The sequence below is a fragment of the Streptomyces sp. NPDC002476 genome, from assembly GCF_042889785.1.
Lineage (GTDB): Bacteria > Actinomycetota > Actinomycetes > Streptomycetales > Streptomycetaceae > Streptomyces.
Genome location: NZ_JBIARH010000007.1, coordinates 75,291 through 92,478 on the forward strand (window position 1 = coordinate 75,291; position 17,188 = coordinate 92,478).

Genomic DNA, 17,188 nt, shown 5'->3' on the forward strand with positions numbered 1-17,188 from the left:
CACTCCTCAGAGGCCGACCCATCCCTCGTCCGGACGAGGGATGGGTCGGCCTCTGAGGAGTCGTCTGTCGGCGCCGTGGCGCGGTACTGGCAGCAGGCTCGTTGTGCGGGGGCCTGGTTGGTTGTCAGCAGCTGGTCATACCGCGCCACCACTGTTCCACCAGGACAAGCGCTTCTTCGACGCTGCAGAGTCCGGCTGCGTAGTCGAGCTCGAGCTTGATTCCCTTGTCGGCGAGGTCCAGTGGTGTGTAGTTCACGGCAGGCGTAAGAGAGGCACGGAACCAGTCACTGACGCTGGGTACGGTGTCCAGCGTGGCTATGGCCTCGCACGATGCGGTGAACGAGACCAGGCGATCCTGCGTCTGGCGGTTGAATCTCTCCGCCCAGAAGTCCGTCTCTTCGTCGATCGCGCCGGTCTTCCGCAGGCGCTCGAAGGCATCCTCGGCCCGGTGAATGACCTTCGCCACCTCCCGGTCACTGAACCCCATGCTCGTGAGACGGTCGAGAAGCTCGCTGGGAGGGGTGGACTCCAGCTCTCGGCGCCGCGCATCGTAGATGCTGCGGAGCGGATGGGGCGCGGACGGTGCTTGTTGCGTGGTGTGTGCGCTCTCGTACATGGCTGTACATCTCCCGAAGCTGTCGTACATGTCGTGCAGGTGTTCCTGCTACCTGTGTGAGGGCCGGGACAGGAGGTTCGGAGGGGCCTGTCTGCTCTGGGCCGCAACTACGGCTGGCGGAGATTGACGATGAGATCCCGGTGGCCGTTGCAGATGAAGGACTCCAGGGGCAGGGGCCCGGTGGCGGGGTCGGCGAAAGCCAGGCCGGGGAACCGGGCGAACAGGGCGCTGAGAGCGATGTGCGCTTCCATGCGGGCGAGTTGTGCGCCGAGGCAGTAGTGAACGCCATGTCCGAAGGAGGTGTGGTCGGACCGGGTGGCGCGGGTGACGTCGAAGACGTGAGGAGCGCGGTGGATGAGGGGGTCGCGACCGACTGCGGCGAGATTGATGACGATCGCGTCGCCTCGAGGGATGGTGACGCCTGTCGCCTCGTCGTGGATCTCCTCCACCGCGTAGCGGAGCGGCACGTTCGCGCCGGGGGGCTGGTGGCGCAGGGTTTCCTCCACGGCGTCTTCCCACGAGGCCTGTCCGGAGAGGACTTTTTTGAGCTGGGCCGGGTGCTGGAGGAGGTTGGTGACGCCCTGGTCCAGCAGATCGACCGTGGTCTCGTGCCCGGCGCCGGTGATCAGCATGAGGCTGTCGAGCAGTTCCTGGTGTGAGAGCTGGTCGGGCATGGCGTCATGAAGCTGGACGAGCTGGCTGGTGAGGTCATCGCCGGGGCGCGCTCGTTTTGCGCCGATCAGTTCGTTGAGCAGTGCGTAGTACGCACGTGCGTTCTCGGCCGCCTCGGCTTCCGAGCGGTGGGTACTCATGCCGGCTTCGACGTGGCGGCGCAGCTCGTCGGTCATGTCCTCGGGCAGTCCGAGGATGATGTTGATGACCGAGAGGGGGAGCCGCCAGGCGAATTGTTTGCGCAGATCGACGGGGCCGGGGGCGTGCTTTTCCAGCTCGTCGAGGAGGTCGCTGGTGATGTGTTCGATGGCCGGGGTGAGTGCGCGGATCCGGCGGGTGGTGAAGAAGGGGGCGAGAACGCGGCGGAGCCGGTGGTGCTCGGCGCCGTAGGTTGCGATTGCGTTGCGGGTGTCCACCCATATGCGCAGGGGCCAGTTGGCGCGTATCTCACTGGTCTGGTAGGCGGGCCAGTGGAGTCGGGCGTCCTTTGACACCCGTGGGTCGAGCATGAGGCGCCGTGCTAGCCCTTGATCTGTGACGACCCAGGCGGGCACTGACCCGGGGAGCAGTGCGAGCGTTGCAGGCCCCCTGCTTCTGAGGCGCCTGTTCTCCTCGTGGATGTCGGGCGCCAGGGGGTCAAGGGTGATGGGGCACCGGGAGGCGGTAGCGCTGTCCTGGGTGTGCATGGTCTCGCTCTCGTGAGGAACGGGGTTGCGGGAGGCACGCCGCTGTCCGCTTCGCACGCGATGTGCGTTCGGCCGCTGAGGTCCTGTCTCAGTGACAGGTAGGCGCCGCAGCATGCCCCCCGCCTGACATCAGATTGCGCAATGCAAATCTGATGCCGATCCCCTCAGGCAGGCCAACGTTGCTAGCTGCAGATTCGTACCGGAATCACTGGCCGTCGAACGTAGCGCGGGACGCTCAATTTGAGTACCCCTGATTTCTGACGGTTCGTTATTCAGGGCGGGTGGTCGGTTTAATTTTGGTGCGGCCGGGTTTGGATTCCTGACGCATTTGATCAAGGCGTTGGCTCCGAATGCGGCTTGGTCGCGGGCAAGTTGAGCCCCCCGACCCTACTCAGCCGGTCAGGAGCGAAGTCGAGGCCGGGAAGCAGGCCCGGGACCGCTATGCCGGGGAGAATCAGCTGCCACAGGGTGGAGACCCTGCGCGGGAGCGACTCGCGGTCATCGATCGCCTGCGAGGTCAGCTGGATGCCGATGAACGACCCGACGATGGTCTCCGCCGCCTCACGCGGCGTCACGTTGGGCAGCATCTGTTCGCGATCGCGCGCCTGTGTGAGGAGGTTCACCCCATGCTCTGCCCATGCGTTGAAGGTGCTCTGGCCGTCGATCTCGGGCGGCAGGCCGCCGTCGGTGGAAAGCCGTGCGCCAGCCCTGGCCAGCGGGTCGGTCTGCAACAGGTAGACGAAGCCGAAGGAGGTGTCGATCGCCTCCTGGACCTTCGAGCTCTGCGGGGGCAGGGTGCTCATGGGCACCTGACGCTCCAGGATCACCCTGGCGAGGTCCAATTTGGACTCGAAATGGTGATACAGGGCACCCTTTGTTACGCCCTCTCCTGATTTCGCCCTTTCCATGATCATCGAGAGCGTGGCGGCCGCATATCCGTACTGGTCGAACACTTCACCCGCAGCCTCCAGGATCGCCCGCTCGGTACGGATCGACCGCTCCTGTCGTGCCCGACGCCTTGGTGCGCTGTCTGTCATCAACGTTCCTTTCGAAAGGGAGATGATGCTGTCGATGGCTGGAACATATTGCAATACCAACTGCTCGCCCCGTAATGTATGCGGCATCGGCATCTGGCATGTGCCAGGATGCTTATACAGGGCGCATGCCCGGTAATTTCACTGCGTAAGGGGGCGCGGGCGTGCTGATTTTTGGTTGCGGAAACGCGCCTGGCGAGTACTCGGACTGTGACCACGAAGCAAATTTGCGCACGCGTAGTCAGTTTGGAGATGGCCCCCTTCGCGTCGAAGGTGCCGAAGCCGCCTCCGGGGTGGCAGCTCAGCCCGCGCGCACTCAGCCGGCGGCCGCGAGTGCGTGGTCCCCGCGCAACTGGCTGGGACATCAGGCCCATTTTGCCGCGTTATAGCCGATTCCACACCAGGAAGCCTTGGCGGGCCGGAGAACAACGACCAGGCGCCTCAGCGCCCTGCGAACGCGCACGACGGATCCTGGACGGCATCCATCGCACCGCCAACCACCCCTGGAGTACGGAGCACTCGGGGTTGATGGCGTACGAATGAGGCCGGCCAGCGGGCCGGGTGGAGGAATCATGGGCCTCTGGTCGTTATGGGAGCTGCCATTTCCGAGGCCAGCGGACCGTCCGCAGCTCTTCGCCTTGCGCACGAGTGCCCGGAGACAGCGCCGGGCACTGCGGCAGGAGACCAAGGACATCGTCGAGTCGATGCCCGTGCCCACCCCCTTCGACCTCGGCAGGTTCATCGCCAACATCGAGGCTGCCCGCGGGCGCCGCATCCACCTGGTGGAGATCCCCGACGCTCTGCTCGGACTCTTCGGCGTCTGCGGCCTGTGGATCAAGCACCGGACCCAGCCGTTCGACTTCATCTTCCACGCCGAGCGGAGGGACACCTTCCACGGCCAGCAGATCATCTTCCACGAGCTCGTGCACCTCTGGGTCGACGACGCGGACGGCGTCACCGACGGAGAGCTGGACGACCTACGGGGCGGACTGCTCCTGGAAATGGTCGAGCGGCTCATCACGAACGGCCAGATCGCTGCCCGACGCGACTACGACAGCCACAGAGAGATCCGCACCGAGGCAGCCGCCTCCCGCCTCCACGAACTCGCCGAGTCCGCCGAGTTCATCGACGACACCCCTGCCCGCCGACTCGCCGAGGACTTCACCTACCCCCTTGGCGGCCCCCACAGCTCACGGGACGACCATGCCTGACGTAATAGCATTCACCATTGCCGCGCTCCTGCTGGTGCAAGCCCTTCTGAGGGCCCCCTCCGCAATGAAAGGACGAACCCGCACAAGATCCCTGTGGGGCGCCTTCGCCGCACTCTCCGCATCCTGGCTCACGCGCACCACCCCCGGCCGCGACTTCCTCAACGACCTTGGCGTCCCTGACCTGGCCTACCTGGTCAAGCACGTGCTCGCCATCATCGGAATCTGTGTCCTGCTGCGCTACGTCACCGCGGTCTACAGCACCACGACTCCCTCCGCGGACGTCCCCCGGACCGTGCGGATCTCCAGCCTCGTCCACCGCATCGCCACCCGTGCCTCACTCGCCACGGTCCTCATCATGGCCCTCGTCTTCTTCTTCATGCTCGACGATGTCGTCGTCGACTCCCCCCACTTCGTGGTCCGGCACGCCAGCGACCCGGGACTCGCCATCTACATGGGCCTCTTCTACGCCTACACCGCCGCAGCCGCCACAGTGTGCGCGGCCCAGTGGGGCGGCGCGGTGAAGCAGATCCCCCGGCGCGCCGTGAAATTCGGCATGGGAATGATGGCCGTGGCCATGATGCTCGCCGTCGTGTACGCACTGCTGCGCATCGCCTACATCGTCCTGATCACCGTCAGGCCGTTGTCGGAGGACTTCTCGCTCGCTCAGGAGGCGGTAACCGATGCGGTGCTCTACGCGACCTTCCTGCTGTGGGGGTTCGGCGCGGTCGCACCGGCCTGGCAGGCAGCGCGCGAGCGATACCGAACGATGACTCACCTAGTGGCCATTCACCCGCTCTGGCGTGAGATGGCGATGACAGCCCCTCACCGCATTCGCCAGCGGCCCAGGGCCTTCCTGGCGCGCCTGGCCGGCATGGGGCAGGTCAACAAGCTCCGCGACCTGCTCAGCTACTACGACGAGACTCCGGCCGCCCGCCTGCAGCGCTTCGTCACAGAAATCCGGGACGTCATGCTGGAGCTGAGCCGGCACGCTCCCCCGGAACTGGCAGAGCACTCCCTGGAGCATGCCAGGAACAGCACCTCCGACGGGGACGCGCAGATCAAGGGCGAAGCGCTCTGGATCCGGGCCGCGCAGGCCGCCTACGCGACCCTCCCCGAGGGGCCGTCAGCGCCGCTCCCCTTCGCCGCAGGCACGAACCTCGCCACCGAAGTGCCCCACTTCCGCGCGGTGGCACAGGCCTACCGCCGGATCACGGAACGCGAAGGGTGGCAGATCCTCAACGGCCTCTCTTCCACCTCCGCGCCAGCCTCGTCCTGAACCGAACGAACCTCACTGGAGCATCACCAACATGGAAACGACCGGATCCCGCCCGGGTGTGTCCGCAGGCGCCGTCATCCGTGACGAGCAGGGACGGGTACTGATCGTCGACCCTGTCGACAAGCCCTACTGGAACCTCCCCGGGGGACATGTGGAAGAGGGAGAGGAACCGCACGAGGCATGCGGTCGGGAGGTTCGTGAGGAGCTTGGTCTCAACTTGCCGATCGGCCGGCTGCTCGTGCACGCAGCAGTGCCGGCACCGGGGCACACGCACGAGTACTTCGTCTTCGACGGCGGGGTGATCTCCGCAGGCCAGCAAGCCTCCATCCAGCTGCAGGAGAGCGAGCTGAGGGGCTTCCGCTTCGCTGCGCCTGGAGACATCACCGAGAAGGAGATTCCTCCGGCTGCCCGCGGCATGTGGGAAGCGGCGCTGGTCGCCCTGCGCGAGGGCCGCACCATCGACGTCGGGCTGTGATGAGCAGCCCGGCGGGCCGGCTACCTGTCCCCGGGAGCCGGTCCGTCGGGCTGCTGCTGCTCGACGATGGTACTGAGCGACTTGCTGATGAAGTCCAGCCACTGAGTGTCGAGGGGGCCGTCTGCGGACCCTCGGGCTGCCATGACGCCGAGCTGGACCGTGCGGATGCCCGCGACGATCCGGGCAGCCTCTTCAGGGTTGTCGCTGGTGAAGAACACCACCGGGGCGTCCATGGCAGCGGCCAGGGCCTCAAGGACCGCCTTGTCCTCGGTCGCTTCCGTTCCCGTGCGCAGAGCGCGCACCAGTTCCTCGCTGAGGACGGACCGGTCTGTCTTCATATTGCCGCGGCCGGCCAGCTCGGCGTCGCTCGGGTGCTCACCCACGGCGTACGTCTGCTCAAGCAGGTAGGTGATCTTCTCGGACAGAGTCTGCGGAGTGCCAGGGCCGATGGCGCGCGGCGCGCGGCTTCTGCGTACGTCCGGCACCGGATTCCCGAAGGACCGCTCCTGAGCCGCCTTGAGTTCTTCAACGGTGACGCCGTACCGCTCGGCCAGGGGCTCCAGGAAGTTCGGGCTGAGCCTGCGCATCCCCTTCTCGGCGGCACGCACCGGCATGGCCGACTTTGTTCCGGTGATCTCGGCCGTTTCCTTCTGCTGGATACCGGCATCGCATCGCAGGTCCCGCAGGTCCGGCAGCCCGTACCGGGGAGCGAGTTCGTCCAGTGAGAGGCCGACCAGCTCGGCCATGGCTGGCAGTTTCTCCGCAGGCGGCTTGTTGTCCCCCGTTTCGTAGCGAGAGACCTGATTCGTATTGACCTGGAGGGCCTTCGCGACCTGCGGCTGCTTCAGGTCCCTGCGTCGACGCGCCGCATGGAACCCCTCTGGGTCAAAGACACGTTCAGGCATGCAAAGACTCCAGTAGCGGACGTGGGCGGGCAGAGAACACTTGTAAGACTCTTGATCGGATCGCCGGAAGAGGATAACTTCCGACAAGTGATTCGGCGTGAGATCCGTGTGGGATCTTATGCCCAACTTGTCGTCCCTCGAAAGGCCCGTCTCGCGAGAGACGGGTCCACCGGACCCGGCCACGACGTGGCCTCGACAACCTGAACTGGCCGGGTCCGGTCGGCATCCCCGATACGGAGATCTGGATGAGTTTCGCATCATCGCGGCCCCGTCCGCACCCACGCCTCAGTTTTCGGCATCCTGTCGCGCCTGGCGCGGCGGTGACGCTGGGCGCAGCCGCCCGAATCACGTCCGCCAGAACGGAACCGAGGAGAAGCAGGACGCGGTGAGCGTCTTGGCCGAGCGACTGGCCGATGGGCCCCTCCCTACTCGTCGATCGCCGCGGCCAAGAGTTCCACCACCGGCAGGTATGGCGAAGCCGGATTTTCGCGAGAACTCGATCGGACCATCGGCGAGCGCGAATCTGAGCACGTCAGACCTGATCCAGAGAAGAGGAGCTCGCTCATGGCCTACCAGCCCCCGGCCAAGGGCCGTCCGTTCATCGCGTACGAGAAGAAGGCGCGTGCTGCCGCTGGCCCGGACGGCCAGACCGTCCGCGCCCGCCCGAGTGTGTACGTCCGGGAGCACGTCGGCGTGAAGGTCAGCGCGTACAAGGTGAAGACGAAAGCGACCGACGACGGACCCTTCAAGACCGGCCGCGTCACCTTCGATGCCGAATCGGTCGGCCTGGAGCATGACTTCCACGGGTCGGTCCAGGCCAACTCCAAGGCAGCGGAGCTGCTGGCTGAGGCGTTCAAGAACGACCTGCCGGTCACCGTCGCCATCGAGACGACCCGCCGGTACAAGCAGAACGACAGCGGGGAGCTGATCAGCCCGCTCACGCCCATTCACGAGCTGCGCGGCATCGTCGGCGACTCGACCCGGGCGAACGCGGAGATCACCAACCGCAACTGCCGCAACCTCGTGGTCGCAGTCAACGGGGTGTTCACCGACGAGCTGGTCTCCGACCCGGAGGAGTGGGAGTCGCTGCGGGAGAACCGTGACGGCAGTCTCGCCCCCGACGGTTACGCCGTCTTCGGCGGCGCGATCATCCCCGCCGCCAATGCCTCGTCCAGCAGCGTCGACGTGAGCGGGCAGATACGGAACGAGCTGAAGAGGTTCTTCGGCTCCTCCTCCGCTGCCCCGGCCGCCGCCGCCAGCGCGCGCCCGGGCCGCCCGGCGCAGCGGGCTGCCCACGCGGCCGAGGCCAAGCCGTGGGAGGACTGGAACACCGACGGCAGGTTCAACCACGGCTCCTACCTCGCCGCCGCCATCCGGGAGACGTACGCGCAGGCGCACCAGATGATCGCTTCGGCGGGCGTCGACCCTGACACCGATCCGGCCGTGGTCGGTACCCTCGCTGAACTGATCCTGGGGATGGCCGACCGTATCCAGCTCGGTGTCTACCGCAAGACCGACGGCAGCGCCATCCGGTCCGACCGCTCCCACCACGAGGCCCGTGCGTGGATCGACTTCGTCGTCAGCCACCAGCCCGCACTCGCCTACACCGCCGAGATGACCGACCCGATCAGCGCGGAGGCGGTCCTCGCCCGCAACGCGTGGGCCAGCAAGGTCATTGCCACCGCGGAACCGCTGATGGACACGGTGGCCCGCGTCGCCGAGACCGACCGCGCCGTGGGCCCGGACGGTATCCCGGTCGTGCACCCGGTGGCCCGAAGTGACGCCTTCGCCCGCTTCAAGATCCTCATGGCCCACAAGGACGTCGGCCTCGCGGGCTGGCCCGACCGTGTCTTCCCGCTGCTGACCGACCGCTTCGGCACCCACGAGCTGGAGCGCATCGAGATCGCCCACTTCCTCCCCGCGCTCGCGGAGTGGGAAGCCGACCCGGCCGCGTTCCTCGCTGCCGCCCGGGCCAGCGCCGCCGCCCGCCAGACGGCCGAGGCCGAACCCGCTGCCACAGCAGCCTGATCCACCCCGGTGGGGGCGGGAGGGCCGCACAGACGCTTCCGCCCCCACCGGGCCCGAACGAGAGAAGGACGCACGATGGGCACCAGCATCGACATACAGCGCCTCATCACCGACCGCGGTTACCGCCCCTGTCCGTCATGCCCTGCCGTGCTCCGCCCCACCACGACCCGCTGCCCCCACTGCCGCACCCTCGTACCGGCCCCGTCGGCGGACGCACCCCTGCCGAAGAAGACCTCCGGCCCGCGTCTGGCCGCCGTCAGCGAAGAAGCCCTCGGCAGTCTGCAGAGTCTCCCCGAAAGGCGACTGACCTTCACCGTCATCGGAACGCCCGTCACCCAAGGCTCTGTCGAAGTTCCCGCCCCGGGCGTCGTCAAGTACAGCCGTGAACTCCGCGAGTGGCGCCGCCAGATCAACGCGGCCGCGAGGAAGACCTGCGGCACGGACTGGGAGCCGGCGAACTGCCCGCTCGTCATGTCTGCCGTCTTCACGCTGCCCCGGCCCAAGAGCGCGCCCAAGACCAGAGCCGTTCACGCTGCGACCAAGCCCGACATCGACAAGCTGATCCGCGCCGTCCAGGACGCACTGTCCCCTGCCGACAAGAAGGTCTTCCGCGTCTACACGGAGGACTCCCGCATCGTCGGCTACGACATCGGCCCCCACAAGACGTATCCCGCGCCGCTGGGAACGCACGACTGGGCCCTTTCGGAGCCCGGCGTCACCATCGCCGTCGCCCCCGCACCTTCCGCAGCTCTCCGCCAGGACATCGCATGAGCACCACACCCTGCATCATCCACGCCGATCTCTTCCGACTCCTCGAGGACCTGTCCGGCTCCGGCATCAACGACCAGATGCTTGACGGGGACCAGCTCGCCATGTTCACCGACGAGGAAGCCGACTTCCGTGAGGCCCTCGGCCAGGCCCGTGCCCTGTGCGCCGCCTGCCCGATGCTTGAGTCGTGCCTGTTCGCCGCGGTAACCGATCATGCGGTCAAGGGCATCGTCGCCGGCACCACCGAGACTGACCGTGAGCGGATCCGCAGCAGCCTCGGTCTGGCCCCCTTCGCGGAAGAGGACACGGACATCTACCTCATGGTCCGCCGCACCTACGACGAGGTCGACGCCGAGAAGGTCGCCGCCATGACCGCGGTCGGCCAGCTGACGCAGGTGGAGATGGCGGAGGAGCTCGGGTGCTCCCCCCGCACGATCCGCCGCAAGCAGCGCAGCTCCTGCAACGTGCGCCGGCGGCCGCGACGGAAACCCCTCACCCCGAAGAAGGTCCTCAGCACCGCCGAACAGCTCCTTCCTTGGTTCTGACCGTGACATCGGACAGCGCGAGCTGCGGCAGGCCGAGAGCGGTCTCCTCGCCCGTTGCGTTACCGGGGTCGGCCTCCGCCGCCCACAGCGGCTGACCGCCGACCCCGGCTACCTCGCTTCCGGTCTCCAGCCGGCAAGCGCCCGCCCCTGAGGCGGAACCCCTTCTTCCTCCGCACCTGAGCGGCAGCCACGCCTGACTTTGTGCTGCCCGAAAACACTGAGAGCCCCTCTTTATGCGCCGCCCATCCCACCAGCCGCACGCCGAGCCGCATCGGCTGGAGCCTGTCCCGTCTGCCGAGCAGGACGTCATCACCACCCGGTCCCGGCGCTGCCAACCCCGCGCTTGGCTCCGGGCCGTCGCCTGGCTCATCGACAGCGGCGCGCATCCTAAGGCACTGGCCACCACGACGGTCGACGTCGCCCTCGACCTCGCTGCCCGTATGGACTTCCAGCGGGGCATCGTCCTGTACGACCTCGAAGGTACCGCCCGGCGCGTCGGCATATCGCGCGCCACCGTGAAGCGGCACATCAAGGTCCTGCGCGAGCTCGGCGCACTCGTCTGGCTGGAACACGGCAGCCGCCGCAACCTCCGTCTCCCGGGCCGCCCGTACACCGCCACCGCCACCGTCTACGGCGCCACCATCCCGCCGGCTTACGACGCTGCCCACGGCCACCGCCTGTCCGGCCACGGATACACCGCCAGGCATACCGGCTTCACCCCCGAAGGCCGGGCCCAGGCCATCGCCGCCGCGCAGGAAACAGCAGATCAGAACGGGCATGAGCCCCCTTCCCGTAGCACCACCACCCACTCCCCTAAAGCTGACGTGAGAGGTAGATCAACAACTACGCGCCAGGCGCGAGCGAACAAGATCACTCAGCCCAAGAAGAAGTCCGTCCTCGGCCGCCCCGTCACCGCCGCCGTATACCAGGCAGCCGACCGGTTCGCCCGAGCGCTTCGCCCACTCCACACCTGGCTTCAGCGCACCCGCATCGAGCAGCTGTCCTGGGTGCTGGTCGACAAGGCCGCCGCCGGCGCATCCCTCCAGCAGGTCCATGCCTGGCTCCACGAGATCAACCCCAGCCACTACTTCGGACCGCGGTGGCGCCCCCACCGCGCGCACGCCTACGTTGCCGCACAGCTCCAGCGAGACGCCGCCCAGGAACGGGAGACAGCGCAGCGGCTGGCCGACGAGGCCCGGGCCACCCCGCCCACCGCCGAGTTCACCAACGCCGTCCAGGCCCTGAGGAACGACAGCGCCGACAACGTCGAGGAGATCGAGGAATTCGCGGCGGCCACCACCATCGACGAGCTCGACGCCAGCCTCGTGCAGCAGATGAGGGCCGACGCCTGGGGGCGCTTCAAGCACTACGGCGACACCGACCTGGTCCTCACCGCCGTCGACGGACTCGGTGTGGCCGAGGCGTCCCGCCTCTACACCGCGCAGCTCGTCGACGCCTGCATCCGCTTCCGCGACAACCCGCGCCTGCAGAACGCCTACTGACCCGCACTCGAGCACGAGGAGGACGAACAACATGACGACACACCCCGCCATGCACCTGGAACCGGACCTCACCGGTGCACCGAATGCGGACGCCGCTGCTCTCCCCACCGCCCCTTCCACCGAAGCAGCCACGGAGCCGGTCGCAGGCGCTGACCTGGCGCGAATCGCTCTGCGACGGGCCAGGGCCGACGCCAAGAACAACCCCGTCAAGACCAAACGCAAGCGGGCTGCTGCTCCCCGGCGGGCCAGCGGCTCTGACGGCCGGGACCCCAACCCCCTGGGCAGCATCATCAGCCAACTGGTGGTGGACAACGAATGGGAGGGAGAAGCTGCGGGAGCGGACCTGAAGAAGGAGTGGCACTCCCTCCTCGGAGAAACACGTGCTGTCCACTGGAAGGCCGAAGAGTTCGACGAAGAGACCGGCACCCTGCGAGTCCTGTGCGAATCCGCCTCATGGGCGGCCAACCTGCGGCTCCTGTCAGCCCAAGTGATCGCCGAGGTCAACGAGAAGTTCGAGCGGCTCCAGGCCCAGACGCACCAGGGCAAGCGCCGGTCCAGCCCGCTGCGCCGACTCGACGTGCAGCTACGCAGCGGCCGCCCCACCGCGTCATCCCACGACGCTGCGCCAGCGGCCCCCGAGGCACCTGCCCCGGTACTCCGCAAGGAACGCGCCGCACCGCCCACCGCCGAATACCAGCAGGAACGTGCCAGGCAGGCGGAAGCCCGGGCCGCGCGGAAAGCAGCTGGAGAGCCCACCTGCCCGCAGCCGTCAGGAACACCCACGCCACCTGCGCGCCCGCACCCGGGCGACGCCCCCAGCGCCGAGTACCGCGAGCAGCGTGAACGGAACCGGCGGGCACGCAGAGCCACCCCCCGAGCAGGTCCTCGCCACAGCGAGGAAGGAACCCACCCCTCCCGCCTCCGAGGCCTTCTACGCCTACGCCAGCTGACATCTGACTCAGAGAAGGGAAAGTCCCATGCCCGTCCCAAGCCCCCCTCCGAGCGCGCCGGAGAAGACCACCGCGGCGACGTCTCAACCTGTACGTGAGGTCGGCGACACGGACACTGCCGCCTTCATGAACCATCTGTTTGATCTGTCCCGCACAGCTCCCGTGGCGGTGCTGTCTCCTGATCCCCGCCGCAAGGACGGCGTCCCACTGATCGACCCGATCCGTCTGTACGACCAGATCAACCCTCAGGCGGAAGTCGCGGTTCTCACCACGCACACAGCCGCCCGCAACCTGCGGGACCTGATGCCTGACCTGGCCGTGTGGGGAGGAGCCGTCCGCATCATCCGCCCCGGCGCAGCCCCGGACGACCCCAAGCACCGGCATCCTCTCATCAAGATCACCCCCGGCCGCAGCGACGAAGCCCTCCGGGAGATCCAGCACCAGCTGCTCGGGCGCACCCTCGTCTACAGCACCACGACGCCCCAGCCCGGCAACAGCCGCCCGCCCGTGCCCGGCGACCGCAGCAGCCACGCACCGGACGACATCGAGCACCTGCGCACCCTGCTGGCGGCCGAGAAGCGCACCACTTCATCGCTGCGTCAGGACGTACGACGGCTCAGCAAGGCACTGCGAGCAGCCGAAGAGCGAGCCGAGATCGACACCCCCACCATCTACGCCGACCCCGAACAGCAGTTCCGCTACGAGCTCGACCAATGCTGGCTGCGCATGATCGCCGAGCCGGACCGCCCCAGCCAGCCGCTCACCCCCTTCACCCTCGGCCCGGACTGGCTCACCTCGCTGCACGCCATCGAACTCGTGGACCGACGCAAGATCGTCGAGGTGACCGTCGAAGTCCTCACCGACCTCGCCGCCGCCATACCCGGCCGACAGGTCCACCGCATGCGGGCCCGTGATGAGCGCGGCAGTGTTCCGCTCGTACGCGCCGACCAGGCCGTCGCGATGCGCTGCCACCTCAAGAACCAGACCTCGGCCGCGCCCCGCCTGATGTGGTGGAGACTGCCAGATCAGAGCATCGAGCTGGCCAGGGTCGCCCTCCATGACGACACCCATCTGCGATGACCCGCGTGCCGACAGCATGCCGACCCCGAGCGGCAGCGATCCGTACGCGCCGCCGAAACCGAGGATCCCAACCATGACCAGCACCAGCCTCTGGAACGTCCAGAAGTTCGACCAGACACTGGGCACCTACACCAACCTCGACGCGGCCAAGGCCCACGGCGACCACGTCATCCGCGAGCACTACCGTCCCCACATGGACCGCTACCGGGTGCCGGTCGGACACCGGGTCGTCGACTGGCGTGTTCCCTGCTGCGGCCACCTGCACGGCCCCGGCCAGTTCAACCACACGGCACACCTGGTCACGCACGCGGACGGATGCCGCCCGCCGGAGACACATCTGCTGCTCTTGCGCCCCTTCTGGGCTGCTACCGGCAAGGCGGTGAGCACGGGTCACGTGAGCACCGCCTGGGAGATCTGGCAGAGCTTCGCCTACGACCGGTTCGACCCCAAGGCAACGCTCACATAGCCCGGCCAAGTCCGTAGATGGCGATGCGCCCCGTCTGCGTACACGCGGACCACCGTCACACCAGGCAGGGAGCGCGGCTCTTGCTCACCTCCCTGCTCACCGGCTGCGGACCGGCGGATCAGAGCTGTCCGCTTTCCCGAGCACGATCCGGGTAACACCGCTGTCGACTCGGGAGGACCACCCTCATGCCCGCGGCCAGAAAACGCCGCCGCCCCGCCGCCCGCCGGCCCGCCGCAGGGCCCGGATGGCCGGTTGGCGCGCACACCCGAACGTGGCTGGCATTCACCCTGGGCCGCGACCGCAGTCGCGCAGTCGGTAAGGTGCCGCACGTCCTCCTCAACTGGCTGGTCATCCTGCTGCTGGCCGGAGCCTGGTACCTGCAGTGGCGCCAGTGGCAAGTCCTCTCCTCTATCACCGTCACCGCCCTGCTGTACACCATCGGCCGGGCCGCACGGGTCATCCCCCGCCAGCGGCGAGCTCTGTCCGAGCTGTACGGCCGCGTGATGAAGCCATGCGGACTGCCGGCTCCCACCGTTACCCGGCCGGTGAACGAAGGCCAGTACATCCGCGTCACCCGCTGGCGGCGCTCCACCGCGATCGCCGCCGCACGCATCATGATCGCCTCCTCGGGGCCGGCCGCTCAGGCCCGCACCCGGTGGCAGGCCGAGAAAGCCGTCGAAGCCGCACCCATCCCGCCGGGCACCGGCTGGGTCTTCGACTGGGCCAACCCCGGCTCCCTGGCGTGCGATCTTGTCAACGAGGGCGACCCGCGACTGCTGCGTATGCAGGATGAGCGGTGGATCAACACAGTCATCGGCCAGCTCTTCCCCGCGCCCCGCGGCGTCGACGTCGACGTGTCCGTCGCGGTCGGCGCCTGGGAGGACCGCGACGGCCGCGAAGCCCCCACCGCGCTGACTGTCACCCTGGGCGCCTACGACGTCTCCCAGCGCGCCTTCCGGGAGAACGTCGAACGCGTCATCGACGCCCAGATCGACCGCTGCCACGTGTGGATCTACACCTGGCAGCCCGGGGAGCTTACGATCCGCGGAGTGCCCGCCGGCTCACCGGAGGCGATCCGCAAGCAGGGCACCCGCTTCATCTCCGACCTCATCACCGCCCAGATCCCGGCCCGGCAGGCCGGCCAGCTCACCGTCGACATCACCAGGTGGATCGACGACCCCAACCACCCCAAGGCCAACACACCCCGTGAGATCACCATCGGCCTGGGCACCCTGGACGTTGCCGCACCGGAATTGCGCACCCGCATCGAGCGCACCCTCGACACCGCCCTGTCGAAAACTCTTCCGGACCGGACCTGGCTGCCGAAATGGTCCTTCGAGTCCTTCGACAACACCAACCGGCTGGTCCTGGAGGCTGTCCCCAACGCAGACCCCCGCGCCGTGCGGAAGCGGGAAACAGCCCGACTGCAGGCCGTCGTCGAGTCCAAGTTCCCCACCAAGCGCGGCCAGGACCCCGTCGAGGTGGACATCCACACCTGGAGCAGCCACCGAGGAAGCAAGGGTTCCCCGGTCGAGCGGCCCGAGTCCTTCACCGTGACCTTCGGCGCCTACGACGTCACCAAGCCGGAGACCAGGGACGCCTTCGAACAGCACACCGACTCCCTCACCGACACCAACGACTGGCACTACGCCTGGAGCGAGGCCGAAGGCCGGGTCACCGTCAGCGCCGTCCCCAGACTGCCCACCCAGCTCGCCTTCCCCGAACCCGGCAGCCCCGAGTTCGAGGAGTTCCTCGCCCTCGCCCGCCGCGGCACCATCCGCTTCGGCCCCGTCAAGGGAGGCGGATGGCTCGACTGGGACCTGCAGCAGACCCCCCACGCCCTCATCGGCGGAAAGACCGGCGCCGGCAAGTCCGTCGCCCTGTCCCTGATCCTCTTCCCCGCCCTGTACGACCCGACCATCTACCAGCTCATCGTCTGCGACCCCAAGCGCACCGACTTCACCTGGACCCCCGAGTTCCCCGCCGTCATCAGATTCGCCGCGACGGACGAAGAGATCTACGAGGCCATCCAGGCCTTCGCCGGCGAAATGGACAAGCGCCAGTCCCTCCTGAACAAGTACGGGCGCCGCAACCTGCAACTTCTCCGCGACGCCGTCGCCCGAGGCGAAGTCGTCCTGCGCGACGACGACACCATCCCGGGCCGGCTGATCCTCTTCTTCGACGAGATCGCTGACTACCTCGCCAAGTCCGCGAACAAGGAGATCGAGGAACTCAAGAACGACGCCAAGGCGATGCTCGAGAAGGTCGCCCGCCTCGGCCGCGCACTGGAGACGAACATCGCCTGCGCCGCCCAGAAGCCGGCCGGCGACATCCTCGGCATGCAGCTGCGCTCCCAGCTCGGCCGACGCCTCGGCGTCGGACCACTCGACCAGTACGAATCGCAGCAGATCCTCAACTCCGACCATGGCACCCGCTTCCCGGCCGAAGGCACCCCCAAGGGCCGCTCCTGGGGCTACGACCCCAAGTACGGCTACCAGCAGGCCCAGATCATGTTCCTGCCCGACGACACCACGCCCCTGCCCTGGGACCCCACCGTCACCATTCACGGGGCCAAGGACCTGGCCCGCGCGCACCTCGCCGAACTCGGCTACGTGCAGGTGCTCGTGCCCAACAAGGACGGCGGCCAGGACCCCCGCTGGGTCCGCCGCGACCTCGTCGACGAGCCCCCACCGACCCCCGACTCGACGCCGGAGCCCTCACCACCTCCAGCGGATGAACCTCAGCGGCCGCCCCTGTCGAAGACACCGGCCCCGAAGGTGCCCCCGGCTGCTCCGGCGGCCCCTCCGGCCGCCCAACCGCCGGAGCAGCCGCGCCTGCCCGAGACTCCGGCCCCGAAGCCGCCACCTGCCCCACCCGTGCCCCAGCAGCCAGCCTCCGACCAGCTCCCGGCCGGCAACTGGATGTCCGGCTTCGACTTCAGCTGACCTCGCGCATCACACCTCACCCCGCGCCA

15 protein-coding genes are annotated in these 17,188 nt (G+C 67.9%); 11 read left to right on the top strand and 4 right to left on the bottom strand.

Annotated elements, in window-relative coordinates; all coding sequences use genetic code 11:
- Positions 1-124 precede the first annotated feature (124 nt).
- From ACFYXM_RS10810 to ACFYXM_RS10820, 3 genes are all read right to left on the bottom strand, one after another.
- Positions 125-646: a hypothetical protein gene (locus tag ACFYXM_RS10810; RefSeq protein WP_389288898.1), complete on the bottom strand. Its 522-nt coding sequence runs from the start codon at positions 644-646 to the stop codon at positions 125-127.
- A gap of 77 nt (positions 647-723) precedes the next feature.
- Positions 724-1,782, bottom strand: coding sequence for a cytochrome P450 (locus tag ACFYXM_RS10815; protein WP_389288638.1), 1,059 nt, complete (start codon positions 1,780-1,782; stop codon positions 724-726).
- A 524-nt stretch (positions 1,783-2,306) separates the two neighbouring features.
- On the bottom strand, positions 2,307-3,011 hold the full coding sequence (locus tag ACFYXM_RS10820; protein WP_389288639.1) for a ScbR family autoregulator-binding transcription factor: 705 nt from the start codon (positions 3,009-3,011) through the stop codon (positions 2,307-2,309).
- Positions 3,012-3,646: 635 nt separating this feature from the next.
- Between ACFYXM_RS10820 and ACFYXM_RS10825 the strand changes: the two genes are divergently transcribed.
- From ACFYXM_RS10825 to ACFYXM_RS10835, 3 genes are read left to right on the top strand one after another with little or no spacing between them, the layout of a single operon-like run.
- Positions 3,647-4,219: a hypothetical protein gene (locus tag ACFYXM_RS10825; RefSeq protein WP_389288640.1), complete on the top strand. Its 573-nt coding sequence runs from the start codon at positions 3,647-3,649 to the stop codon at positions 4,217-4,219.
- Positions 4,212-5,495: an MAB_1171c family putative transporter gene (locus ACFYXM_RS10830; RefSeq protein WP_389288641.1), complete on the top strand. Its 1,284-nt coding sequence runs from the start codon at positions 4,212-4,214 to the stop codon at positions 5,493-5,495. Before ACFYXM_RS10825 ends, ACFYXM_RS10830 begins: the two co-directional genes overlap by 8 nt.
- Before the next feature lie 31 nt (positions 5,496-5,526).
- Positions 5,527-5,970: an NUDIX domain-containing protein gene (locus tag ACFYXM_RS10835; protein ID WP_389288642.1), complete on the top strand. Its 444-nt coding sequence runs from the start codon at positions 5,527-5,529 to the stop codon at positions 5,968-5,970.
- Positions 5,971-5,990: 20 nt separating this feature from the next.
- Here the strand turns inward: ACFYXM_RS10835 and ACFYXM_RS10840 are convergent, their stop codons facing one another.
- Complete coding sequence (locus ACFYXM_RS10840) at positions 5,991-6,875, bottom strand: helix-turn-helix domain-containing protein (RefSeq protein ID WP_389288643.1); 885 nt, start codon at positions 6,873-6,875, stop codon at positions 5,991-5,993.
- 564 nt (positions 6,876-7,439) lie between these two features.
- Here ACFYXM_RS10840 and ACFYXM_RS10845 point away from each other — a divergent pair.
- The 8 genes from ACFYXM_RS10845 (at position 7,440) to ACFYXM_RS10880 (ending at position 17,159) form a co-directional block, all read left to right on the top strand.
- The gene (locus tag ACFYXM_RS10845) at positions 7,440-8,903 is read left to right on the top strand and encodes a hypothetical protein (RefSeq protein ID WP_389288644.1); all 1,464 of its coding nucleotides are present in this window, start codon (positions 7,440-7,442) and stop codon (positions 8,901-8,903) included.
- Between the two features lie 75 nt (positions 8,904-8,978).
- Positions 8,979-9,674: a RusA family crossover junction endodeoxyribonuclease gene (locus ACFYXM_RS10850; RefSeq protein ID WP_389288645.1), complete on the top strand. Its 696-nt coding sequence runs from the start codon at positions 8,979-8,981 to the stop codon at positions 9,672-9,674.
- Entirely contained in the window at positions 9,671-10,216 is a 546-nt protein-coding gene (locus ACFYXM_RS10855; protein ID WP_389288646.1) for a WhiB family transcriptional regulator, read from the top strand. The genes ACFYXM_RS10850 and ACFYXM_RS10855 overlap by 4 nt, the downstream gene beginning before the upstream one ends.
- A 233-nt stretch (positions 10,217-10,449) precedes the next feature.
- Positions 10,450-11,718 (top strand): hypothetical protein, encoded by a 1,269-nt coding sequence (locus ACFYXM_RS10860; protein ID WP_389288647.1) that lies wholly within the window; start codon positions 10,450-10,452, stop codon positions 11,716-11,718.
- A 31-nt stretch (positions 11,719-11,749) separates the two neighbouring features.
- Positions 11,750-12,766, top strand: coding sequence for a DciA family protein (locus tag ACFYXM_RS10865; RefSeq protein WP_389288648.1), 1,017 nt, complete (start codon positions 11,750-11,752; stop codon positions 12,764-12,766).
- A gap of 28 nt (positions 12,767-12,794) precedes the next feature.
- On the top strand, positions 12,795-13,748 hold the full coding sequence (locus tag ACFYXM_RS10870) for a hypothetical protein (RefSeq protein ID WP_389288649.1): 954 nt from the start codon (positions 12,795-12,797) through the stop codon (positions 13,746-13,748).
- Positions 13,749-13,821: 73 nt separating this feature from the next.
- Positions 13,822-14,214, top strand: a complete 393-nt coding sequence (locus ACFYXM_RS10875) for a hypothetical protein (RefSeq protein WP_389288650.1) — start codon at positions 13,822-13,824, stop codon at positions 14,212-14,214.
- A gap of 320 nt (positions 14,215-14,534) precedes the next feature.
- Entirely contained in the window at positions 14,535-17,159 is a 2,625-nt protein-coding gene (locus ACFYXM_RS10880) for an FtsK/SpoIIIE domain-containing protein (protein ID WP_389288651.1), read from the top strand.
- Positions 17,160-17,188 lie beyond the last annotated feature (29 nt).